The following is a 21898-nucleotide window of genomic DNA, read 5'->3' as shown; positions in this document are numbered from 1 at the left end:
GCCCGGTTTCAGCCGGGCGGGACGGCTTCGGAGCGCTGAAACCGGAAGCGTTCCATACATTTCCCATAGGAATGGTGGTTAAGGTCCCCCACCATGGATTCCACCGTTCCGATCGTCATCGCGGGAGCCCTGGTCGGCTTCGCCGTGGGGCTCACCGGCATGGGCGGCGGAGCGCTCATGACGCCGATCATGGTGATGGTGTTCGGGGTGAATCCCACCGCGGCCATCGGCAGCGACCTGGCCGCGTCCGTGTTCATGAAGCCGTTCGGCGCGCTGGTCCACCAGCGGGCCGGGACCGTGCGCTGGGACATCGTGCGCTGGCTGCTGCCGACCGCCGTCCCGGCCGCCTTCGGCGGTGTGTTCCTGCTCCGGGCGCTCGGCGACGGCGACGACCTGGAGCAGCGCGTCAAGTACGTCGTCGGCACGGCGCTGATGCTCGCCGTCGTCGGCATGCTGGCCCGCATGTGGCTCGACCGCCGCCGCACCGCCGCGGACGGCGAGGCCGGGGAGTCCGGGGAGTACGGGGAGTCCGAGGAGGACGCCCGGGTCCCCGTACGGCCGGTGGCCACGCTGCTCATCGGGCTGGTGGGCGGGGTGATCGTCGGGATGACCTCGGTCGGCTCGGGCTCCCTGATCATCGTGATGCTGATGCTGGCCCACCCGCGGCTCAGGGCCAACCATCTCGTCGGCACGGACCTGGTGCAGGCCATCCCCATGGTGGCCGCGGCCGCCCTGGGCCACCTGCTCGTCGGCGACGCCGACCTGGGGCTCGCGGCGACGCTCCTGATCGGCGCCGTTCCGGGGGTCGTGCTCGGCTCCCTGGTCTCCAGCCGGGTCTCGGGATCCGCGGTGCGCTGGGCCCTGGTCGTGCTGCTCACCGGCTCCGGGCTGTCGATGCTGAAGGCGTCGTCCACCGTCATCCTGCTCGGCTGCCTGGCCATGGCCCTGCTCGGCACGCTCACCGCCGTACGCGAGCGGCGCTCGGCACGCCCCGTGGTGGCGGAGACGGCAGCGGCGGAGGAGATGGCGGGCGTCCCGGGCCCCAGGTGACCGGGGGCTCCCGACTCGCGGGGGTCACCGCTCCCGCGCGACCATGGGCAGAAGTCGAGTCGCCCCCTTAAGGAGCGGGCATGAGACGGAACCGACTGCTCACCTCGGCCGCGGTACTGGGCGCGGCCGTCGTCCTGGGCCCGGCGCTGCCCCACACCGCGGCGGCCGCCTCCGGCCGGAGCTGCTCGTACGTGGCATCGGGCTACCAGCCGACGCTCGCGTACGGCGACACCGGAGCCGCGGTCAGCCAGGCGCAGTGCCTCAGCAACGCGTGGGGCGGGCAGCCGCCCCGGCTCGCGCCCGACGGGGTCTACGGCACGGCCATGCAGAGCAAGATCGAGTGGATCCAGACCTGCCACGGCCTGCCGGCGAGCGGAGTCGTCGAGGGCCGCACCTGGCACGTGCTGTACCACCCGGCCCTGGACTGCTACGTCCCCTACCCGTCCTGAGCCGCCTCCCCAGGCCGTCTCTCCCGCTTTCCCGCTCTCCCGTTAGGGTGTTGTTAAAGAAAGAGCAAAGAACCAGCGGGACGAGACGACGAGACAGGGGAGACAGCCTTGGGGGCTCCACGCCTGAGCAGGACGCCGTTGCCGGGAATCGGGGTGCGTTACGACCTCGCCACGCGGGAGCAGGGCCGGGTGTCCGTGGTCGCGCACCGGGACGGTTCGCGGATCCTGAGCGCCTACCACCGGGACGACCCCGACGCCTGCGCCCTGTCGCTCAGGCTGTCCTCGGGGGAGTCGGCGGCGCTCATCGACGCGCTGATGCCGACGCACCACAGCCCGAACCTGCTGTCCACCACCGACCTGGGGCTGGTGGCCGAGCGGATCGAGCTGTCCGCCACGTCGTACTGGAACGGCCGGCTCCTTGCCGAGACCCGGATGCGGACCGACACCGGCGTCTCCATCGTCGCCGTGCTGCGCCGCGCCGAGGCGGTGCCCTCCCCCACGCCCGGTTTCCGCCTCGCGGGCGGCGACACGCTCATCGTCATCGGCACCCGCGAGGGCGTCGACGCGGCCGCCTCCATACTCGGGCGGGAGTGAGGCAGCCGTGCACGACTCCGCCGTGTTCCTGATCGAGTTCGGTGCGATCATCCTCGGCCTCGGCCTGCTGGGCCGGCTCGCCGGACGCCTCCGCTTCTCGCCCATCCCCCTCTACCTGCTGTCCGGGCTCGCCTTCGGCGAGGGCGGGCTCTACCCGCTCGGCACCAGCGAGGAGTTCGTCGCGATCGGCGCCGAGATCGGCGTCGTACTCCTGCTCCTCATGCTGGGCCTGGAGTACACCGCCAGCGATCTCGTCTCCAACCTCAAGACGCAGTACCCGGCGGGCCTGGTGGACGCCGCGCTGAACGCGCTGCCCGGTGCCGCGATGGCCCTGCTGCTGGGCTGGGGCCCGGTGGCGGCCGTGGTGCTGGCCGGCGTCACCTGGATCTCCTCGTCCGGGGTGATCGCGAAGGTGCTCGGGGACCTGGGGCGGCTAGGCAACCGGGAGACCCCGGTGATACTGAGCATCCTGGTCCTGGAGGACCTCTCCATGGCCGTCTACCTGCCGATCATCACCGCGCTGCTGGCCGGCGCCGGCCTGGCGGCGGGCAGCCTCACGCTGGCGGTCGCGCTCGGGGTCGCCGGGCTGGTCCTGCTGATCGCCGTCCGTTACGGCAGGCACATCTCCCGTTTCGTCTCCAGCGACGACTCGGAGAAGCTGCTCCTGGTGGTGCTGGGCCTGACCCTGCTGGTCGCGGGCATCGCACAGAAGCTGCAGGTCTCCGCCGCGGTGGGCGCGTTCCTGGTCGGCATCGCCCTTTCCGGCGAGGTCGCCGAGGGTGCCCACCACCTGCTCGCTCCCCTTCGTGACCTGTTCGCCGCCGTCTTCTTCGTCTTCTTCGGCCTGCACACCGACCCGTCGAGCATCCCGCCGGTGCTGCTGCCCGCGCTCGCCCTGGCGGCCGTCACCACGCTGACGAAGATCGCCACCGGCTACTGGGCCGCGAAACGCGCCGGGATCCCGTCCAAGGGCCGCTGGCGGGCCGGCGGCACCCTGGTCGCCCGCGGCGAGTTCTCCATCGTCATCGCCGGCCTCGCCGTCACCGCCGGCATCGAACCCTCCCTGGGCCCCCTGGCCACGGCCTACGTCCTGATCCTCGTCGTCGTGGGCCCCCTCACCGCCCGCTACACCGAGCCACTGGCCCGCCGCCTCACCGGCCGGACGAGCACCGCACCCCCTCTCCCGATGCCGGCCCCGGCCACCCCGGTCGACGACCAGGACACGGTCGGCCGGACGTGACCGGGGGCATGCGGTCGCCCGCCCCTGAGCCGACTGAGCCGACTAGGTCGAGGCCCCGGCCACTATCCCCAGCAGGGTGAGCGTGAAGAAGGCCGTGCCCCAGGCCAGCGCCAGGCGTATGCAGCGGTATTTGGTCCAGGTGATCCGGGACAGGGCCGCCAGCTGGGTCAGGTCCCGGGCGAGGGGGTCGGTGCGGCGGACGGTCAGTTCCAGGTGTGTCGCGGACCTCGCCAGCCGCACGTCACCGAAGTAGTGGGTGCGGGCGTAGCGGGGACTGCCCAGCCGTGGGGCCACGGCCAGGCCCAGCAGCACGAGTGCCGGTACGCAGGCGGCGGAGCCCACCCAGATGAGCAGCTGGGGGACGACCGGGTAGAGGCGTGGGGCGATGATGCCGCTGCCGATCGCGCCCAGCAGGGCGGTCAGGGCCGCGCCCAGGGACGCCAGGAGCAGGCCTGCCTTGTTGTCGGCCCGTACGAGTTCCTCGCGTGCCTCGGACAGCAGGACTCTGGCGAGTTGTGCCCCGCGGTCGGTGGTCGCGGTGCCGGTGTCCGGGTCCGGGCCGGTGCTGCCGCCCGCGGATGTGGTCATGGTCCCCCTTCTGTTCGGTCGGTCCTGTTCCGTCGGTCCTGTTCGGTCGGTCCTGTTCGGTCGGTCCTGTTCGGTCGGTACCGCGGCCGCCCCGGTGGGCGGGGCGGCCGCGGTACCGGGTACCCGATGCGGGTGCGTCAGACCGTCGACGAGCGGCGGATCTCGTCCTCCAGCGCGTTCACCGCCTGGCGGACCCTGATGTTCATCGCCGCCGAGTGTTCCCGGAAGGCCGCCTCCGACTCGGCGCGGTGACGACGGACCTCCTGCTCGATGGTGTCCTGGGCGATCTCCAGGTCCGCGAGTGCCCGGCGCTCGGCGAGCCGCACCTGTTCACCGTGGATCTTGACCGCGCTGTTGCTCTCGCCGGTGAGCATCCGGTCGTACGCGGTCTCGCCGGTCAGGTACTTCACCAGTACGGGAAGCACGTCGAGGAGGACGAACAGCAGGCGGACCAGCCAGATGCCCACGAACAGCACCGGGTTCCCGCTCGCGAGCTCGTCGAGCGCCCGGATGCGTTCGAGGACCCCGATCTCCTTCTGCTTGGCGCGTTCCTCGGCCAGCCGCTGTGCGATGCCGTCGGCCCGTGCCTTGAGGAACGCGCTCCGGGACGAGGTCAGTTGGGTCTCGATCTTCGAGATGCGGGTGTTCATGCCGGCGAGCCGCTGCTCGTTCTGGGCGGTGCGGTGGGTGGTCCGGTAGTCCTGTGCCTTGGCGCGCAGCCGCAGGCATTCGGACGTCCGCTGGTACAGGCCGGTCGCGGCGATCCGGACCAGCCGCCGGCACTCGTCCCGTACCTCGGAGTCGATCGCCTCCAGCCTGGTGGTGTCCTGGTCCACCCGCTTCTGCAGGGTGGCGGCGTCCGAGCGCAGGGCGGTCAGTTCGTCGACCCGGTCGCCGGGCGTCGCTCGGAAGGAGAGGACGTACCTCGTGCCGCAGCCCTCGGGGGCGACCGTCCGCGTCGTGGACGGCACGGGGTTGCAGCGCACCAGGTTCGTGCGCAACTCGTCGACGGTGTCGGTGCGTTCGTCCTGGACGCGTTCCTCGATGGCCGTCTGGAAGATGCGCAGCACCAACGGTTCGGCGATCACCGCGCCGAGCATCAGGGCGACCAGCAGACGCGTCAGGAGGGGGCCGAGCCGACGCCGTGCGTTCGGCTGCGGGGTGACCAGCCAGCGGTCCAGGTTGAGCACGAACAGCATCCAGATGACCGTCGGCAGCAGGGCCACGACGGAGATCCTGCCGAGCGCCTCGGTCGCGAAGTTCCACATGGAGAACGCCGCGATGACGGCGGTGCCGAGCACCACCCCGCCCAGTGCCGTGTACTTGCTCCGCTCGTACCGGACCCGGGACAGCAGTTCCTCGTCGACGCCGGTCAGGGTCCGCAGCCCGCGTGCGGCGTCGACGCCGATGCGGTTCGTCGGGAAGTCAGTCAACGAGATCGTCCTCGTCCTTGACGAAACCCCCCAGCGGGTCGTGTGCGCCTTCCCGGCCCGCCGCCGGGCGGCCGGGGCGTGCCCGGCCCGACTCGACCATGCGGGTGGTGTCCGCGGCGGCTCCGATGCCGGGTGCGGCCTGGCCGCCCAGCTCCCGCAGGACCTGGTCCAGCATCTGGTGGTAGTCGACGTACTCGCTGCCGGCCGACTGCCGCAGCAGGGTCAGCAGCATCTCGCGGCGGAGCTGCGCGTCCGTCGTCTCCAGCAACCGCGCGTGGGCCCGCTCCTCCGCCTCCGCCTGGTGACGGCGGGCCGACTCCTCCGCGCCGGCCCGGTGGATGCGGGCCGCCGCCTCCGTGACGTCGATCTCCTGACGGGCGATGCCGAAGGCGTCCACGTGGTCGGATCCCTGGGAGAGCAGTTCCGCGATCCGGCGGGCGTCCTGCGTCTCGAAGTCGCGCTGCCCCTTGCGCAGTTCCCAGGAGCGCCGCTCGTCGCGGAGCTTCTGCTCCCAGTCCCGCAGATCGTCCGAGGCGTACACCTCGGCGTTGACGAACTCGACGCTCATGCCCGCGACCCGCGGCGGCACGATGGCGCTGTAGGCGGTCATCCGGTGACCGGCCTCGGTGCGTACCGCGTTGATCTCCTCCACGCGGTGCCCGGCGCTCACTCTCGGCAGGTCGCTGTCCCCCATCAGATAGGCGCGCAGCGGGACGGTGACGTCGATGATGCCCTGCCGGGCGATGACGGTCGGGTCGGTCACCTGGCAGGTGAAGGACGCCCGCATCGTGAAGTTGTCCGCCTCGCTGACCGAGGGCAGCGGGCGCTCCACGTCGACCAGGCGGGCCCGGGTGTCGACGATGCTGACGGAGGAGGCGTCGAGCACGTCCGGGTGGGACGGGTCGAAGACCATGCCCTCGGGGAAGGTGCGGTAGTTCCCGCCGACCCTGAAGACGTGGACCGCGCCCGGCGGCAGCGGTGGCACGTCGTCGCGGTGGCGGCGCCGAGACCACCAGGTGCCCTGGACCGTGGCCAGGATGTGCTCGGCTATGACCGGGTAGTTCACTTGCTTCGGCCTCCTTGAGCGGAAGAAAGGGGATCGGTGGACCTGAGGGACGCGGTGGCGCGCCGGGAGTCGCCCGGGGTCCGGCCGCGCAGTGAGCCGATGAGCACCTGCGCCAGCTGGTGGGCACCGGGGATCGCGTAGTCGGGGTGGCGGAGCGCGATGGACAGGTTCCCGCCCAGTGCCGCCCACTGCCGCGGAGTCATGGAGTTCCGCATGGCTTCGCCGAGTTCGCGTACGGCCCCGGTGACGGACGGGTCGTCCCGCAGCTGCACCAGGGTCCGGCACAGCGCGGTGACCGCCCGGCTCCGGTTGCTGCTGTGCAGGACGTCCGCCCACAGTGATCCGAGATGCCGGACGCTGTCCGGGACGGTACGCAGCAGTGCCGCGGTGACGGGCTCGGCGGCCTCCAGCCGGCTCGCCTCCAGGAGCTGGACGGCGGCCCTGAGGGCGATCGAACGCTCCCGGGAGCCCGGCGCGGACCTCGCGATGACGGTGCGTACGAACCGGAGGATCAGCAGGGCCCGCTCGGGGTCGGCTTCGGCGGTCTGCAGCAGCAGGACCAGGGAGCGGCGGGCCGAGAACGCGACCCGTTCGCCGCGGTTGGTCAGGAACCACAGCCAGTTGAGTGCCTGCAGGCGGTAGAGCGAGCCCAGCCTGCCGGTCAGCGCCATGGCCGCCGTCACCGCCCGGCCCGCGCCCCGGTTGTCCACCCAGCTGACGACGGTGCTCAGGGCCTGCGGGGCGAGATGCTCGACGTCGCACATGAACTGGAGGGTCAGCGCGGCGGTCACCCGCTGGCTGGTGATGCCGTCGGACCACACCGTCAGCAGGTTCTCGTCGACCTCGACCAGCGCGTACCGGGCCAGGAGCGCGACGCCCCGGGCGACCTCGGTCCGGGTGTCCAGGTCGCCGTGCAGGGCCAGGTCGCCCAGCCACTGGCGGAGCGGGTACCAGAGTTCGTAGCCGTAGAGGTCGTACAGCTCCGCGATGACGAGCTCGCGGATCCGCGGTGAGGTGAAGACCAGGCACCGCTCGCTGCGACCGGCGCCCCGGCTCGGTCTGAGCCGGAACTCGGTGGTCACGAGACCCACCGCCCGTTCCCGCCAGCGGGCCCGGGACTGCCGGGCCACCGCGCCGGTCAGCGGCGCCCCGGCCGGGCCGGCCGGCTCCGCGGCCGGGGTCTCGCCGCTCTGCTCCCAGCTGCGCACATGGGCGGCGAGCGCGGCGCACTCCTTCTCCAGCATCCGCTCCGGGATGCCCTCCAGGAACGCCAGGGCCGCGAGCGCGAGCAGGTCGTCGGCGTCCGGCCGCCCGCGGAACCACTCCCGGACCTGCTCCCGGTGCCGGTCGCGCAGGATGTCCAGCGCCGCCTCGGCGCCTCCCTCGGACAGGGCCACGGCGGCCGCGACGACGTCCGCCGGGCGGCGCTGTTCGCCGACCCGCTCCAGCAGTTCCTTCTCGGTGTCCGGCGCGAGGCCGGCGTGCGGCAGCAGCGCCCGGCAGTGCTCGAACAGCTCCCCGGGGTCGGGGGCCTGCCACGGCACGCAGTGGTCCCGCAGCGCCAGCCGCCGTCGGGCCGCGTCGCCGGCCGTGATCACCAGGTACGACCCCTTGCGGGCGAGTTCCTCGCTCAGCCGCCCGATCTCGTACGTCTGCACGGCCTCGGGGCGCAGCTCGCCCACGTAGTCGAGGATGACGTACCCCTGCCCCGGCCTGAGCTCCCGTGAAGTGGCCAGTTCGGCGAGGGCGTCGGCGGGCGACAGGCTGCGCAGCCCGGCCTCCGCGCCGAGGACCGTCCTGAGCAGGGCGAGGGCACCCGCGCCGCGGCCGCAGTTGTCCTGGCCGGTCAGCACCACGAGGGCGTTCTCGCGCAAGGTGCCGAGCGCGTCGTCGAAGCAGGGCTGCGGCGGGAGGTAGAACCGCAGGACGCGGTCCGCCTCCTCGGGCTCGACGGTGCCGGGCGCGAGGCCGGGGGCAGCTGCGGCGCCGAAGCCGAACGCGGCCCCCGAGGCCTCGACGACGCCGTAGAAGTTGTTGTTGACGAGCTGCTGGACGCGGCGCAGGTCGTCATAGCCCTGCTCGTCCTCCTCCCGCTCGTGCTGCTCCCTGCGCCGCTCGGCGGCCGCGTCGTCCGCACCGGGGTCCGGGCGGAGCGGCTCCTCCGCCGCCTCCGGCGTGCCGCCCGCGCCGCCCGCGCCGTCCTCGTCGACGGGCGGTACGGCAGGGGCGTCGTCCGGGCCGGACACGTCAGCCACCGGCGCTCCCGAAGCCGAAGACCGCGCCCCGGGCGTCCACGGAGCCGGCCACGTTGGTGACGTTGACCTGGTGCGCCCGGTACTCCTGGGTGATGCCGCCGGCTGCTGTGCCCGCGGCGGACGGACGGGGCCGGTCCGCCGCGGGCTCCCCCGGCACCGGAGCCGCGGGCTTCCCCGTTCCCGCGGTTCCGGGTTCCTGCGAGGCGCCGGCGGCCGTGGTGCCGAGCGTGGGCACGCGCAGCCAGGCCGAGGCCTCGTACTCCTTCACCCGGACGGTGACCTGGGTGAAGTCCTCGGTGGTCAGGGTGGTGTGGCCACCGGCCACCACGGACCGGTAGACGTCGTCGGACAGCAGCAGCGCGAGGTCCGCGTCCGGGTGCGCGGCCAGGGCGTCGTAGAGCGGGCGCGCGGTCAGCAGCCGGGCCGTGGCCACCACGGCCGAACCCGCGAAGCCGTTTTCGGCCAGCTCCACCAGCCCCTGGTGGATCACGGCGCGCAACCGCATCCGGGCTTCGGGCACCCGCTGGGCGTTGTGGTGGCGCAGCTCGGCGGCGAGGTGGCGGACGTAGTCGTCGACCAGCCGCGGCTCGCTGCCGTCCTGGGGGCGCACCGCGAGCTGCTCGTCGCCGGTGCGCTGAATCTGCCACTCGGAGCGGTCCAGGCCCGCGCGCTTCGCGGCGCGGTCCAGAAGCCGTGGCAGGTCATGCTGGAGTTCGGACTGATTGCGATCGTTCTTGCTGCCGTAGGCCTGTGCGTCCACGGCTATGCAGGTGCAGGGACAGAACCCGGGCCACTCAGCCACCCGATCATTTCCTCTCTGGGCAGGACATGGGCGGACACTGCCCACGAAGTGCTGTCCGAGAGGCTAGGAGAGAGCGCGCGAGGTGATCCCGTACCACTACGGGTTGTCGGCAACGACTTTGGCGAATTCAAGCAGTTTCGGAACGTCACAGATGGTTATGTTGCGGTAACTGCGCTCCACCAGTCCCATGGCCGTCAGAGTTGCCAGATTCTTTTCGGCCGTGGTGAGCCGGAGGCCGGCCAATGACGCGAGTTCCGTCTGGGTGAGGGTCACCCCGAGGTCGCACCGCTTGCCGTCGCCGTCCGGCGTGGGCTGCGCGTAGGCCCGGCTCAGCTCGGCCAGCACCCGGGCCAGCCGGGTCAGGGAGTCGTAGGCCTGGAAGTCGATCCGGCGCCCGTTGGCCCAGCGCAGCCGGGCGCAGAGCATGTGCAGGATCGCCCGCATGGCGTCCGGGTGGCGGCTGAGGAAGTTCTCCAGCGTCCGCACCTGGACGATGTGCGCGGTCACGTCGCTGCAGGCGATCACGGTGCCGGAGCGGGGGCGCTCCTCGAAGGCCGCCATCTCGCCGACCAGGTCACCCGCTATGCGGACGGCGAGCAGCATGTCGTATCCGCTCTCCGCGCTGGCGACGACCTTCACGACACCACTGGTGATCAGCAGGACGTGCCGGCTCTCGTCGCCCTGTTGCAGCAGGTTGCGATGGGCCGGGTAGGTGATGGGAGTGCCCTGCGCGAGCAGTTCCGCACGTGTCGTGTCCCGTAACCGGCCGAGAAAAGTGGACGGCGCCCACGCGTGATTCACCAGCAACCCCCGACGATCCCACTCCGTGCCGCGGCGCCCTGTTCAAGCGCCCGACCATGCTGCCGTCGAGGGGTGTAGCGACCGACAGACATGACAGCATGTGGCCTGTTTTTCTCGCTTCACAGCCGGAATTGACCGAATGGATGTCACTTAAAGACGGGCTGTGGTCGACCACTGCAGCAGGAAGCGCAGGGCCTCCTGGGACGGGGAGTCGGGGGGTGGGGTGTAGGCGATGAGTTGCTGGTCGGGGTGGGTGTCCACGGAGAACTGGTGGACGTCGAGGGTGAGGGGGCCGGCCAGGGGGTGGTGGTAGGTCTTGGTCAGCCGGCGGGGGCCGCGGACCTGGTGGGTGGACCACCAGGTGCGGAAGTCCTCGTCGTGGGTGGTCAGTTCGGTGATGAGGGCGGTCAGGGCGGGGTCGCGGGGCGACCGGCCCGCCTCCATGCGCAGGACCGCCACGCATTCCCGGGCCGCGCGCGGCCAGTCCGCGTACAGCGCGCGGACGTCCTTGTCCAGGAAGGTGAGGCGGATGAGGTTGCGGGCGGACGGCGGCAGCGCCGCGAAGTCGGTGAGGAGGGCGGCCGCCCCGACGTTCCAGGCCAGCACGTCCATGCGACGGTTCAGGATCATCGCCGGGACGTCAGGCATCGTCGCCAGCAGCTGCCGCAGGCCGGGGGCCACGTCCGGGCGGCCCGGGCGGCGCCGGGGAGCGGCGGGGGCCACGTCGGCCAGGGTGAGGAGATAGTCCCGTTCGTCCGGGGCGAGGTGCAGGGCGTCGGCCAGGGCGTCCAGGACCGGGCGGGAGACCCTGCGGGTGCGGCCCTGCTCCAGGCGGACCACGTAGTCGATGCTCACGTGTGCCAGCTGGGCCAGTTCCTCGCGGCGCAGGCCCGGGACCCGGCGCGGCCGGCCGTCGTCCGGCAGACCTGCCTGGAGCGGGGACAGGGCGGCACGGCGGGCGCGCAGGAACTCACCCAGTTCGTTGCCGGGGGCCGGGGCGTCGGGGACCGGGGCGTCGGGGGTCATGCGGCCAGTGTCCGTCGCCACGGCGCCCGGTGCCTGGTACTGGGTTGCATAGGCACGGGCTGCACAGGCACGGGTCGCACAGGCACGGGTCGCACAGGCAAAGCCCTCCCTGGTACCCGGGTGCGGGCGGCGCGACGGTGGGGGCCATGAAGACTCACGTCACCTTCCCCAGCGCCGGCCTGAAGATCGCCGGTCACCTGTACACGCCCGACGGCGGGGCCGCCGGGCCGCGGCCCGCCGTCGTCGTCGGGCACCCGGGCTCCGGGGTGAAGGAGCAGGCCGCCGGGGAGTACGCGCGGCGCCTCGCCGGGCACGGGTTCGTCACCCTGGCCTTCGACGCCGCCCACCAGGGCGAGAGCGAGGGCGAGCCGCGCGGTCTGGAGGACCCGGCCCAGCGGGTCGAGGACCTCAGGGCCGCCGTCTCCTTCCTCACCACCCGGCCGGAGGCGGACCCCGACCGGATCTCGGCGCTCGGGATCTGCGCCTCCGGCGGCTACGCCCTCGCCGCCGCCGCGACCGACCCGCGGATCGGGGCCGTCGCCACCGTCAGCGCCGTCGACATCGCCCGCCAGTTCCGGCACGGCGCCGACGGCGGCCAGGACCCCGCCGTCCTCCAGGGCATGCTGGCCGCGGCCGCGGCGGCGCGTACCGCTGAGGCCCGCGGCGCGGGCGTGCGGACCTTCCCGCTCTTCCCCGCGACCGGGGACGAGGCACGCGCCGCCGGGCCGCACGCGCACGAGGGCTGGGAGTACTACCGCACGGCCCGCGCCCGGCACCCCCGCGCGGCCGAGGAGTTCACCTGGGACAGCGTCGACCGCATCGCCGGCTTCGACGCCTTCCATGCCCTCGAACTGCTCGCCCCGCGCCCGCTGTTGATGATCGTCGGCCGGGAGGCGGTGACCTCCTGGATGAGCGTGGCCGCGTTCCAGCGGGTCACCGGCCCCAGGGAGCTCTTCTGGATCGACGGCGCCACGCACGTCGGCCTCTACGACCGGGACGAGTACGTCACCCCGGCCGTCGCGAAACTGGCCGCGTTCTTCGGGAAGCGGTAGCGGCACACCGGCGCGGCTCCGGGTGTCAGTTGTTCCAGGTCTCGTCGTACGGGTCGGCCGGGGTCGGGATCGGCTTGGCGGCGGTGACCTGGAGGTACGGGATCGGGCCGTTGTTCACCGGGTCGTGGGTCTCGCGGGCGGTGTACGTGCCCGTCACCTGGAGCCAGGCGTCCGGCTGCAGAACCGGGGGGATCTTCCCGGTCAGGGCCACCTTCACCGGCTGGGCGTCCGCCGCGCAGCAGTTCAGCGCCATCCGGACGAGATACGGGGTGCCGGCCGAGTCGACGGCCACGAAGCCGGCGATCCGGACCTGGTGGCCGGCCAGCGAACGCCCGTGGTCGTACACCGCGCGGCCCGCGTAGTCGACCAGGTTCAGCGGTATCGGGTCGGACTTGGGCAACGTGTTGTAGCCGTACGGCTGTTGCAGGGCCGTACCGGTGCGCATCGCGCTGTACGAGCCGAGTGCGGGCGGGGCGATGAGGATCAGGGCGAGCAGGGGGAGGACCAGCAGCCAGGAGATGCGAGGTTCGCGGTGGACGTGTCCCTCGGGCTGCACCTCGGGGTGTGCCACTGACTGCGCCTCGGGCGCGGCCTCCTGCACCGCTTCCTGCGCGGCCTCCTGCGCGGCCTCCTTGCGGGTGCGGGCGCGCTTCCACTCGTACCACGCCGTCGCCAGCGCCGAGACGATCAGGACCGCGCCCGCCGCCAGCAGCAACGGCTGCAGACCCGCCTTGACGTAACGGAGATAGAGGTCGGTCATGCCCGCGTGCAGCAGTGCCGCGCCCACCAGGAACATCACCGCCGCCTGCGCCTGCCGGTTCAAAGCAGCACCGCCCCGGTCAGGACCGCGCCCGCGATCGCCGCCGCGAAGGTGGCCGGGGCGAAGCGCAGGGCGAAGCCGCGGCCGAAGGTGCCGGCCTGCATCGCGAAGAGCTTGAGGTCGATCATCGGGCCCACGATCAGGAAGGCCAGCTTCGCGGTGAGCGAGAACTGGGTGAGGGAAGCCGCCACGAACGCGTCCGCCTCCGAGCAGATGGACAGCAGTACGGCCAGGACCGACAGGGCGAGGATCGCGACCACCGGGTTGGCGGCCGCCGTGCGCAGCCACTCCGCCGGGGCCACCGCCTTCAGCGTCGCCGCGGCCATCGCGCCGAGCACCAGGAAGCCGCCCGCCTGCATGGTGTCGTGGCGGACCGAGGACCAGAACGCCTCCCCCTTGGTCTCGCCCTCGTGGTGCGCGTGCGCCGGCAGCCGCAGCCAGTCGGTGCGGCCGACCCGCTGCCACAGCCAGCCCATCGCGCACGCCACCAGCAGGCTGCCGGCGAACCGGCCCACGACCATCTCGGGGTTGCGCGGGAACGCCACCGCCGTCGCCGTCAGCACGATCGGGTTGATCGCGGGGGCGGAGAGCAGGAAGGCGATCGCCGCGGCCGGGGTGACACCCCGGCGGACCAGGGCGCCGGCCACCGGCACCGACGCGCACTCGCAGCCCGGCAGGATCACCCCGGCCAGCCCCGCGACGGGTACCGCCAGGGCGGGGTGGCCGGGCAGGGCGCGGGCGAAGAAGGAGGGCGGGACGAAGACCGCGATCGCCGCGGAGAGCAGCACGCCGAGGACGAGGAACGGGAGCGCCTGGACGACCACCGCCACGAACACCGTCATCCAGCTCTGCATCACCGGCGTCGACAGCGCGCCGCGCACCGGGCCCTGGAACACCACGACCAGGAGCAGGAGCAGGGTCAGGGCCAGCGGGGAGTTGAGGTGCCAGCCCTCCCGGTCGGGCGGGGTGCCGGTGCCGTCGGCGCCGGGGGTCCCGTCCTCGGGCACGGCGCCGGGCGGGGCGGCTTTCTCGGTGATGGCCACGGGTCGGATACCTCCGGCACTTCGGTCAGATCCGGGATTATGCTCCCTATCCCTTCCCTACGGGCGGTCAGGGGCGGCTGTTCACCTCGTTGCTGGAACCATGCGTCCTGTTGAGGCACTCTTTTCCCTCGTGGCGAGCGTTCCGTATCAAGGTGGTGGGTCCCCGGCGCCCATGGTGGTGTGCGGGGACGACGGGCTCGCGCACCGGCTGGCCGCCGAGTTGCGCACGGTCTACGGCGAACAGGTCACCCTTGTCGTACCTCCGAACGTGCGCATCGCCCGGCCGCCGGTCGTCGGACGGGCCCGGGCCGCCTCGGTCGCGCTGTTCGACCGGGTGGTCAGTGCGACCGTGGGGCGGACGGGCGGGAACGGTGGCGGAGGCGGTGCCGGTGGTTCCGGCGGCGCCGGGACGGTCACCGGCTCCGGGGAAGGGCCGCGTGGGGAGCGGGTCCTGGAGGCCGACGAGGCCAGTGAGGCGGTGCTCGCCGAGGCGGGGGTGGAGCGGGCCGCCGCGCTCGCGCTCGTGTACGACGACGACGAGACCAACATCCGGGCCGCCCTCACCGCCCGCCGGCTGAATCCGCGGCTGCGGCTCGTGCTGCGGCTGTACAACCGGCGGTTGGGGCAGCACATCGAGGAACTCCTCGACCAGGCTGCCGCATTGGCGATCGGGGACGCGGACGGCAGCGGCGGTGCGGTGGGGGACGCCTCCACGATCGTGCTGTCCGACGCCGACACCGCGGCGCCGGCACTCGCCGCCACCGCGCTCGCCGGGCGCGGCAAGGTCATCCACACGGACGGCCTGGTGCTGCGGGCGGTGGACCTGCCGCCGGGTGCCGAGGCGGGTCAGGACGCCGCCGAACGGGGGCTGTTCCCGCTGGCACTGCTCTCCCCGAACGGCACCGGGCCCGAACCGGCCGAGGGCGGCCGGGAGCGGGGGCCGCTGCTGCTGCCGGACGGGGAGCAGGTACGGGCGTCCGCGGGCGAGCGTGGCGTGATGGTGCTGGAGCACGTGTCGTCGTCGGCGGGGTCGGCGGAGCCGGCCGGACGCGGGGTCGGGGTCGTACCGCCGCTCGCCTCGCTGTTCTCGCGGCGGCTCAGGTGGTCGCTGGCCGGGATCGTGGGGTGCGTGGTCGCGCTCGCGGTCGCGTTGTCGGTGGTGACGCACATGCATCCGGTACGGGCCTTCTACTACACGCTCCTCGACCTGTTCGCCATCGACAATCCCGCGATCGGGGCGTCGCTCGGCCGGCAGATCCTGCAGTTGCTGTCGGGGCTGGTCGGGTTGCTGCTGCTGCCGGTGCTGCTGGCGGCGGTGCTGGAGGCGCTCGGCACCTTCCGCACCGCTTCCGCGCTGCGCAAGCCGCCGCGGGGGCTGGGCGGTCATGTGGTGCTCCTCGGGCTGGGGAAGATCGGAACGCGCGTGCTGACCCGGTTGCGGGAGCTGCACGTGCCCGTGGTGTGCGTCGAGGCCGATCCCGAGGCACGCGGGCTGGCGGTGGCGCGGCGGCTCCGGGTGCCGGTGGTGCTCGGGGACGTGACCCAGGAAGGGGTCCTGGAGGCCGCCAAGATCCATCGGGCGCAGGCGCTGCTCGCGGTGACCAGCGCGGACACGACGAATCTGGAGGCCGTGCTGTACGCGCGGTCCGTGCGGCCCGATCTGACGGCGGTGCTGCGGCTGTACGACGACGACTTCGCGACCGCCGTGTACCGGACGCTGCGGGCGGCCCATCCGCAGGCGATCACCCGAAGCCGGAGTGTCTCGTACCTGGCGGCGCCGTCCTTCGCGGGGGCGATGCTGGGGCGGCAGATCCTCGGGGCGATCCCGGTGGAGCGGAAGGTGTTGCTGGTGGCGGTGGTGGAGGTCGGCGGGCATCCCCAGTTGGAAGGGCGGACGGTGGCGGGGGCGTTTCGGGTGGGGGCGTGGCGGGTGCTGGCGCTCGTGGGCGGGCAGGGCGTTGCGGCGGGGGAGTACGTGTTGCGGGGTGGGGACCGGGTGGTGGTGGTCGCCACCCGGAGGGGGCTGGCGGAGCTGTCCGGCCGCCGGCCCTCGCCCACCCACCCACCCGACTCGCTCGGTTGAGGGGCGGGGGTGGGTGGGTTGCGGTGCCGTGCGTACCTGCGGGTGCGCTGTGGCTGATCGCGCCCACGCGGCGGAGCCGCACATCAGATACAGCCCCGCGCCCCTGACGGGGCACACCGCGCCGTGATGCGGTGCCGCGCCGTCGTGGTTGCTCGCGCAGTTCCCCGCGCCCCTTACGGGGCGCATGACTGCCGCGTGCTCCGCAATGCCCCGCCCCCCTGACGGGGCGCATGACTGCCGCGTGCTCCGCAATGCCCCGCGCCCCCATTCATACCCCAGCGTGAGTGAGGGCCTCGCTCCTTGGTGAACCGAGTCGGGTGGGTGGGTGGGTGGGTGGGAGAGCGCGGTCAGTCCGTCGGTGCTGTCGCCGTAGGCGTGAGGTGGCGCTCGGCGAACTCCATTTCCAGGCGGAGTTGCTTGATGCGTTCGTCGACCACCAGGGAGCCGTGGCCGGCGTCGTAGCGGTAGACCTCGTGGGGGGCCGAGCGGGCGGCGAGGCGGTTGACGTAGTTGTCGATCTGGCGGATGGGGCAGCGGGGGTCGTTGAGGCCGGCCGAGATGTAGACGGGGGCCTTGACGTCGTCCACGTAGGTGAGGGGGGAGGAGGCGGCGAAACGGTCGGGGACCTCTTCCGGCGTGCCGCCCAGCAGCGTGCGGTCCATCGCCTTCAGGGACTCCATCTCGTCGTGGTACGCCGTGACGTAGTCGGCGACCGGGACGACCGCGATGCCCACCGCCCAGGAGGCGGGCTGGGTGCCCAGGCCGAGGAGCGTGAGGTAGCCGCCCCAGGAGCCGCCGGTCAGGACGAGACGGTCGGGGTCGGCGAGGCCGGACTCGACCGCCCAGTCCCGGACCGCCGCCACGTCCTCCAGCTCGATCAGGCCCACCCGGTGCTTCAGCGCGTCCGTCCAGGCCCGGCCGTAGCCCGTGGAGCCGCGGTAGTTGATGCGGACCACCGCGTACCCGTGGTCCACCCAGGCCGCCGGGCCCGCCGCGAAGCTGTCGCTGTCGTGCCAGGTCGGGCCGCCGTGCAGGTCGAAGACGGTGGGGAGGGGGCCGACGGCGCCGGCCGGCTTCTGGATCAGGGCGTGGATGAGGCCGCCGGGGCCCTCCACCCAGGCGTCCGAGACCGGGACCGACGGCGGGCACCTCATGCCGGGCGGGTCCAGGACCACCTCGCCGGTCGTCGAGCGGACCACCGGCGGCTCGGCGGCCGACGACCAGAGGTACTCGACGGTGCCGTCGGGGCGGGCCGTGGCCCCGGAGACGGAGCCCGGCGGGGTCGGGATGCGCGTCAGCTCGCGGGTGGCCAGGTCGTAGCGGAACAGGTCGCTGCGGGCCCTGTGGCTGTGCGCGATGAGCAGCGCGCTGCCGTCCGGGTACCACTCCGCGCTCACGTCGCCCGGCAGGTCGAGGGTCAGGTCCGTCTGCGCGCCGGAGAAGACGTCCCAGACCAGGGGCTCCCAGCGGCCCCGCCGCTGGTGGCCGATGAGCAGGCGCGGGTCGCCTTCCACAGGGGCGAAGCCCAGCACCTCCAGGCCCAGTTCCTCGGTGCCGCCGTCGGTGTCGTCGAGCTCGGCGACCCTCGAACCGTCCGGACGGACCACGCGCAGCGCCGAGTGCATCGCGTCGCCGTGCTCGGTGTGCTCGATGGCGATCAGCGAACCGTCGTGGGAGAGGTCGCCGACCCCCGCCGACTCGGCGTGCCGGTAGATCTCCAGCGGCTCTTCCCCCGCTCTGACCAGGTAGATCGTCGTACCCTCGTCGTCCGTCGAGCGGCCCACGACCGCCGTGCGGCCGTCCCGGCCCAGCGCCAGACCCGAGGGGTACGACGGCTCCAGACCCGGCGTCGCCTCCTCGTCCGCGCCGCCGCCGAAGGGCTGGCGGCGCCAGACGCCGAACTCGTCGCCGTCCTTGTCGTCGAACCACCAGATCCACGCGCCGTCCGGGGAGAGCAGCCCGTCCGTCGTGCCGTTCGGCCGGTTCGTCGCCTGGCGCTGCTCTCCGCTCGCGCGGTCCCAGGCGTACAGCTCGTACGTCCCCGTCGCGTTCGACACGAACAGGGAACGGTCGGGGGCGTCCTCCGCCCAGTCCGGAAGGGAGACCCGAGGGGCGCGGAAGCGCTTCTCCCAGTCCGGCATGTCGCTCTCACTCATGGCCGCAGTCATGGCCCCATACTGCCCGTCCCCGCCCACAATGCGTCGAGGAGAGTCCACGGCCTGTGGATAACTTTGCGAACCTCCAGGTGGACGTCCGGGCCGACACCCACCCGGCAGACCACCCGGCAGACCACCCGGCAGACCAGCCGGCAGACCAGTCGGCAGACCGGTCTGCAAAGCCGTAGGCACGCGCCCACCCCGCCCGTAAACCGTCATGAACCGCCCCGTACCGTGGACGGCGTGTACCGCTTTCTGCTGACACCCCGCTGGTGGGGCATCAACGTCTTCGTGCTGCTCGCCATCCCGTTCTGCATCTTCATGGGGTCGTGGCAGCTGAGCCGCTTCGAGGCGCGGGTCGAGGCGCACCGCAGCGCCGACGAGCAGGTCGAGACGGCGAAGACGGAGGCGGCCCGGCCGCTGGCCGACCTGCTGCCCGTCGACCAGTCGACCTCCGGCAAGCGGGCCACCGTCACCGGCCGGTACGCCAAGCAGCTGCTCGTGCCCGACCGCCAGGTCGACGGCAGGAACGGCTTCTACGTCCTGACCCTGCTGCGCACCGACTCCGGCAAGGCCCTGCCCGTCGTACGCGGCTGGCTGCCCGGCAAGGCGGATGCCGCCAAGGTGCCGGCCCCGCCCACCGGCGAGGTCACCGTCACCGGCGCGCTGCAGGCGTCCGAGACTCCTGGGGACAACGGCGTCAGCAACCAGGGCGGGCTGCCGTCGGGGCAGACGGCGGCGATCAGCGCGGCCTCACTGGTGAACCTGGTGCCGTACCCGGTGTACGACGCGTGGATCACCCTGGAGAAGGCCGACCCGGGGATGACGGCCGTACCGGCGACCGCGCCGGACAACTCGGGGCTCGACCTGAAGGCGTTCCAGAACCTCGGCTACACCGGTGAGTGGTTCGTGTTCGCGGGGTTCGTGGTGTTCATGTGGTTCCGGCTGCTGCGCCGCGAGGCGGAGTTCGCCCGGGACGCGGCGCTCGGCCTGGTCCCGGACCCGGAAGAGGAAGCCCAGCAGCCGACCGCCGTCTGACGGCCCCTGCCGGTCCTGCCGGTCACTCGGCGGCCAGGACCCCGGTCCAGTAGACCATCCCGGCGCACGCGTTCGTCACCGTCGCCGAGCCGGTCGGGGATCCGGCCTGCGGGGTGTACGAGACCGCGACGCTCCCGTCGGCCGTACCGCCGTCCTCGGTGAGCAGCTGGGTGGTGGTGCCGTCCGACGTCCCGGACGTGGTCGTGCCGGCGCTGCTGCTGGCACCGTCGGAGGGGCTCGGCGAGGCCGTGCCGCCGTCGGTGCCGCCGGTGTCGGTGGAGCCGCCGGTGCTGGAGCCGGTGGTCGGGCAGGTCTCCGAGGGGACGAAGCCGAACTTCTCCGCGTAGGCCGCGCCGGGCGCCAGGACCAGCCCGGTGAGCTCGGTGGTCGGGTCGGGCAGCCCGGCCGCCGCGTCGCCGGAGATGTGCCGGACGGCGGCGACCTTGGTGGAGTCGGCCGCGCCCTGCGCGAGGACGCCCACGCTGCCGGGGCCGCCGACGGTACAGCTCGTCGTCGAGACGTTGACGACGCGGAAGGTGCCGTAGACGACGCCCGTCGAGTCGGGGGCGTCGACGCTGGAGGTCGGGGTGCCGAGCTGTGCCGAGGTGCAGACGGGGGCGCTGCTGGCGGCGCTGGCGGTGGGGACGACCTTGGTGCCGGAGACGGCTCCGGTGCTCTCGGTCTTGCCGCCGTCCTTGGTGCCGCCGGGGCTCTGGTCGGCGGCCTGGCCGCCGCTGCCGCCCGCGGTGCCGGCGCCGCCGTCGGGGTTCTTGCCGCCGGTGGCGCCGCCCTGCGCCTGGGAGGCCTGGCCGGCCATGGAGGTGTTGGGGTCGCTGCCGCCCGAGTTGGAGACGTGTATGAGGGCGGGGATCGCGGTGCCGATGAACAGGGCCGCGGCGGCCATGCCGACGGCGGCCTGCCGCTTGCGGGCCCGGCGGGCCGGCACCGCGCGGCGCAGGTGGTCGAGGCTGCCGTCGCGCGGCGCGAGGTCGTCGACCGCGGAGTGCAGCAGCCGGCGCAGGGCCAGCTCGTCCGTGTCGAGCCCGTCCAGGGCTTCGGGGCCGTCGGTCCCGGCTCCGAAGCCGGGACCGAGCCCGCTCCCGAGCCCTTCAGGGCCCTGTTCCAGGCCCTCGGGGCCCTTTTCGTCGGGGCCGTGGTTCACAGTTCCGTTCCCAGCGTGCGATTGCGTGTGCTCTTGCTCGTGCTGTCGTGGCGTCGGCTCCCCCGAACCGGACCGCCCCGCCGGTTCCCCCGAACCGGACCGCCCCGCCGGCTCCCCCGAACCGGACCCCGAACCGGGCTCGTGATCACGTGTCGGCTCGTGCCAAGCGTAGGGCTCGTGGCGATCATGTGAGTCGCCTCCCTGGGGGCTGTCCGTCATGCCGCCGACTCCATCGCCACCCGTAGCGCGGCGATGCCGCGCGACCCGTACGCCTTCACCGAGCCCAGCGAGATGCCGAGCGTCTCGGCGACCTGGGCCTCGGTCATGTCGGCGAAGTAGCGCAGGACGAGGACCTCGCGCTGGCGGCGCTGCAGGCCCTTCATCGCCTTGATCAGGTCGCGCCGCTCCAGCTGGTCGTAGGCGCCTTCCTCGGCGCTGGCCGCGTCCGGCATCGGCTTGGAGAGGAGCTTGAGGCCGAGGATGCGGCGGCGCAGCGCGGAGCGGGAGAGGTTGACGACCGTCTGGCGCAGGTAGGCCAGGGTCTTCTCCGGGTCCCGGACGCGTTTGCGGGCGGAGTGGACGCGGATGAACGCCTCCTGGACGACGTCCTCGCAGGAGGCGGTGTCGTCGAGGAGGAGCGCGGCGAGGCCGAGAAGCGAACGGTAGTGCGCCCGGTAGGTCTCGGTGAGGTGGTCGACGGTGGTACCGGCCGCCGCCGTCGTCTCCTCTGCGCCGTCGCGCTGGCTGGGTATGCGGGTGGGCCGCGCTGCGGGCATGGGCGCGATCACCGGCATGCCGCCGGGCGCGCCGGGCATGCGGGGGCGCAGACCGGCGCGGGGCGGCCGCAGGGCCGTCGCGCCGCGGGGCGCACTGAGTTCGAGTACCTCTGCCACGTCAGTTGGACACGTCTACCCCCGGTGGGGTTGTACGTGCCGGGCATCACTTTTACATCGGGCGTGCCGGACAGGCGCGTGCCGAGGCCGCCGGACAGGCACATGCCAGGTCCGCCGGACGGGCGCACGTCGGCTCCGCCGGTCGCGCACACGCCGAGGCCCCCGGTCGCGCGCACGCCGGGTGGGCCGGCCAACACGGTCGGCACCGTTCTGTGCGCGTCCGGCAGCACACCCGACGGTGCGTCAATTGCCGCCATGCGTCCCGCTCTTCCCTTATGTCCCATTATGAACGGGCGTCCCCACGCCCCGATCACGGCGTCCCCACGCCAGGATCATGCGTCCCCGCG

The 21898-nt window shown here is 72.9% G+C and carries 19 protein-coding genes; 7 read left to right on the top strand and 12 right to left on the bottom strand.

Annotated elements, in window-relative coordinates; all coding sequences use genetic code 11:
* Positions 1-93: 93 nt before the first annotated feature.
* From ABT137_RS27860 to ABT137_RS27845, 4 genes are all read left to right on the top strand, one after another.
* Positions 94-1050: a sulfite exporter TauE/SafE family protein gene (locus ABT137_RS27860; protein WP_351713563.1), complete on the top strand. Its 957-nt coding sequence runs from the start codon at positions 94-96 to the stop codon at positions 1048-1050.
* An 80-nt stretch (positions 1051-1130) separates the two neighbouring features.
* Positions 1131-1499 carry a peptidoglycan-binding domain-containing protein gene (locus ABT137_RS27855; RefSeq protein WP_351713561.1) on the top strand — a complete coding sequence of 123 codons (369 nt, stop codon included), beginning with the start codon at positions 1131-1133 and terminating at the stop codon, positions 1497-1499.
* A gap of 123 nt (positions 1500-1622) precedes the next feature.
* Complete coding sequence (locus ABT137_RS27850; protein ID WP_502984587.1) at positions 1623-2093, top strand: cation:proton antiporter regulatory subunit; 471 nt, start codon at positions 1623-1625, stop codon at positions 2091-2093.
* A gap of 7 nt (positions 2094-2100) precedes the next feature.
* The gene (locus tag ABT137_RS27845; RefSeq protein ID WP_351713557.1) at positions 2101-3333 is read left to right on the top strand and encodes a cation:proton antiporter; all 1233 of its coding nucleotides are present in this window, start codon (positions 2101-2103) and stop codon (positions 3331-3333) included.
* Between the two features lie 42 nt (positions 3334-3375).
* Here ABT137_RS27845 and ABT137_RS27840 read toward each other — a convergent pair whose 3' ends face one another.
* The 7 genes from ABT137_RS27840 to ABT137_RS27810 form a co-directional block, all read right to left on the bottom strand.
* Positions 3376-3921, bottom strand: a complete 546-nt coding sequence (locus tag ABT137_RS27840; protein WP_351713555.1) for a Pycsar system effector family protein — start codon at positions 3919-3921, stop codon at positions 3376-3378.
* 137 nt (positions 3922-4058) lie between these two features.
* Positions 4059-5354 (bottom strand): DUF4407 domain-containing protein, encoded by a 1296-nt coding sequence (locus ABT137_RS27835; RefSeq protein WP_351713553.1) that lies wholly within the window; start codon positions 5352-5354, stop codon positions 4059-4061.
* Positions 5347-6420 (bottom strand): hypothetical protein, encoded by a 1074-nt coding sequence (locus ABT137_RS27830; RefSeq protein ID WP_351713551.1) that lies wholly within the window; start codon positions 6418-6420, stop codon positions 5347-5349. The genes ABT137_RS27835 and ABT137_RS27830 overlap by 8 nt, the downstream gene beginning before the upstream one ends.
* The gene (locus tag ABT137_RS27825; RefSeq protein ID WP_351713549.1) at positions 6417-8675 is read right to left on the bottom strand and encodes a hypothetical protein; all 2259 of its coding nucleotides are present in this window, start codon (positions 8673-8675) and stop codon (positions 6417-6419) included. The genes ABT137_RS27830 and ABT137_RS27825 overlap by 4 nt, the downstream gene beginning before the upstream one ends.
* A complete protein-coding gene (locus ABT137_RS27820; RefSeq protein WP_351713547.1) occupies positions 8668-9477 on the bottom strand; it encodes an NADH-quinone oxidoreductase subunit E in 810 nt (269 codons plus the stop codon). The genes ABT137_RS27825 and ABT137_RS27820 overlap by 8 nt, the downstream gene beginning before the upstream one ends.
* Before the next feature lie 96 nt (positions 9478-9573).
* Positions 9574-10278, bottom strand: a complete 705-nt coding sequence (locus ABT137_RS27815) for a Crp/Fnr family transcriptional regulator (protein WP_351713632.1) — start codon at positions 10276-10278, stop codon at positions 9574-9576.
* A gap of 150 nt (positions 10279-10428) precedes the next feature.
* Entirely contained in the window at positions 10429-11304 is an 876-nt protein-coding gene (locus ABT137_RS27810; RefSeq protein WP_351713546.1) for a helix-turn-helix transcriptional regulator, read from the bottom strand.
* Between the two features lie 146 nt (positions 11305-11450).
* Here ABT137_RS27810 and ABT137_RS27805 point away from each other — a divergent pair, with 146 nt between their 5' ends.
* Positions 11451-12356 carry an alpha/beta hydrolase gene (locus ABT137_RS27805; RefSeq protein WP_351713544.1) on the top strand — a complete coding sequence of 302 codons (906 nt, stop codon included), beginning with the start codon at positions 11451-11453 and terminating at the stop codon, positions 12354-12356.
* Between the two features lie 25 nt (positions 12357-12381).
* On the opposite strand, the gene ABT137_RS27800 is transcribed toward ABT137_RS27805, so the two are convergent.
* Entirely contained in the window at positions 12382-13179 is a 798-nt protein-coding gene (locus ABT137_RS27800) for a TIGR03943 family putative permease subunit (RefSeq protein WP_351713542.1), read from the bottom strand.
* On the bottom strand, positions 13176-14219 hold the full coding sequence (locus ABT137_RS27795) for a permease (protein ID WP_502984586.1): 1044 nt from the start codon (positions 14217-14219) through the stop codon (positions 13176-13178). Before ABT137_RS27795 ends, ABT137_RS27800 begins: the two co-directional genes overlap by 4 nt.
* A gap of 172 nt (positions 14220-14391) precedes the next feature.
* Here ABT137_RS27795 and ABT137_RS27790 point away from each other — a divergent pair, with 172 nt between their 5' ends.
* Positions 14392-16302, top strand: coding sequence for an NAD-binding protein (locus tag ABT137_RS27790; RefSeq protein ID WP_351713628.1), 1911 nt, complete (start codon positions 14392-14394; stop codon positions 16300-16302).
* Between the two features lie 347 nt (positions 16303-16649).
* On the opposite strand, the gene ABT137_RS27785 is transcribed toward ABT137_RS27790, so the two are convergent.
* Entirely contained in the window at positions 16650-18458 is a 1809-nt protein-coding gene (locus ABT137_RS27785; protein WP_351713540.1) for a S9 family peptidase, read from the bottom strand.
* A gap of 243 nt (positions 18459-18701) precedes the next feature.
* Here ABT137_RS27785 and ABT137_RS27780 point away from each other — a divergent pair, with 243 nt between their 5' ends.
* Positions 18702-19496, top strand: a complete 795-nt coding sequence (locus ABT137_RS27780) for an SURF1 family protein (protein ID WP_351713538.1) — start codon at positions 18702-18704, stop codon at positions 19494-19496.
* A 22-nt stretch (positions 19497-19518) separates the two neighbouring features.
* On the opposite strand, the gene ABT137_RS27775 is transcribed toward ABT137_RS27780, so the two are convergent.
* Positions 19519-20658: a hypothetical protein gene (locus ABT137_RS27775; protein WP_351713536.1), complete on the bottom strand. Its 1140-nt coding sequence runs from the start codon at positions 20656-20658 to the stop codon at positions 19519-19521.
* Between the two features lie 215 nt (positions 20659-20873).
* Positions 20874-21551 carry a SigE family RNA polymerase sigma factor gene (locus ABT137_RS27770; RefSeq protein ID WP_351713534.1) on the bottom strand — a complete coding sequence of 226 codons (678 nt, stop codon included), beginning with the start codon at positions 21549-21551 and terminating at the stop codon, positions 20874-20876.
* Between the last annotated feature and the right edge of the window lie 347 nt (positions 21552-21898).

Origin of the sequence: Streptomyces sp. NPDC001980 (assembly GCF_040296885.1) — a bacterium.
In the GTDB taxonomy this organism is placed as follows: Bacteria; Actinomycetota; Actinomycetes; order Streptomycetales; family Streptomycetaceae; genus Streptomyces.
This window is presented reverse-complemented; position numbering and strand designations above follow the sequence as displayed.

What these genes read in the sequence shown, in the direction of transcription:
- ABT137_RS27860 (WP_351713563.1), top strand. Translation starts at nt 94, where the DNA reads ATGGATTCCACCGTTCCGATCGTCATCGCGGGAGCCCTGGTCGGCTTC.
- ABT137_RS27855 (WP_351713561.1), top strand. Translation starts at nt 1,131, where the DNA reads ATGAGACGGAACCGACTGCTCACCTCGGCCGCGGTACTGGGCGCGGCC.
- ABT137_RS27840 (WP_351713555.1), bottom strand. Translation starts at nt 3,921, where the DNA reads ATGACCACATCCGCGGGCGGCAGCACCGGCCCGGACCCGGACACCGGC.
- ABT137_RS27810 (WP_351713546.1), bottom strand. Translation starts at nt 11,304, where the DNA reads ATGACCCCCGACGCCCCGGTCCCCGACGCCCCGGCCCCCGGCAACGAA.
- ABT137_RS27805 (WP_351713544.1), top strand. Translation starts at nt 11,451, where the DNA reads ATGAAGACTCACGTCACCTTCCCCAGCGCCGGCCTGAAGATCGCCGGT.
- ABT137_RS27790 (WP_351713628.1), top strand. Translation starts at nt 14,392, where the DNA reads ATGGTGGTGTGCGGGGACGACGGGCTCGCGCACCGGCTGGCCGCCGAG.
- ABT137_RS27785 (WP_351713540.1), bottom strand. Translation starts at nt 18,458, where the DNA reads ATGAGTGAGAGCGACATGCCGGACTGGGAGAAGCGCTTCCGCGCCCCT.